The sequence below is a fragment of the Bacillus sp. EKM202B genome, assembly GCF_011066025.1.
Taxonomy (GTDB): Bacteria; Bacillota; Bacilli; order Bacillales; family Bacillaceae_G; genus Bacillus_A; species Bacillus_A toyonensis.
The window spans coordinates 1-249 of sequence record NZ_JAAMNK010000132.1 but is presented as its reverse complement, the minus strand read 5'-3'; the positions used below and the strand labels follow the sequence as shown (position 1 = coordinate 249).

The following is a 249-nucleotide window of genomic DNA, read 5'->3' as shown; positions in this document are numbered from 1 at the left end:
CCGAACACGGAAGTTAAGCTCTCTAGCGCCGATGGTAGTTGGGACCTTGTCCCTGTGAGAGTAGGACGTCGCCAAGCTATTTATATCATCGCGGGGTGGAGCAGCACGGTAGCTCGTCGGGCTCATAACCCGAAGGTCGCAGGTTCAAATCCTGTCCCCGCAACCAAATGGTCCCGTGGTGTAGTGGTTAACATGCCTGCCTGTCACGCAGGAGATCGCCGGTTCGACCCCGGTCGGGACCGCCATTTT

Annotated in this window: 2 tRNA genes and 1 rRNA gene; all 3 read left to right on the top strand. The window is 57.8% G+C overall.

The window, feature by feature from the left end:
- Positions 1 to 77, top strand: a 5S ribosomal RNA gene (gene rrf, locus G9F74_RS30730); the annotation flags it as partial.
- 12 nt (positions 78 to 89) lie between these two features.
- A tRNA-Met gene (locus G9F74_RS29700) sits at positions 90 to 166 on the top strand.
- A 3-nt stretch (positions 167 to 169) separates the two neighbouring features.
- Positions 170 to 245: transfer RNA gene (locus G9F74_RS29695), tRNA-Asp, on the top strand.
- Positions 246 to 249: the final 4 nt, after the last annotated feature.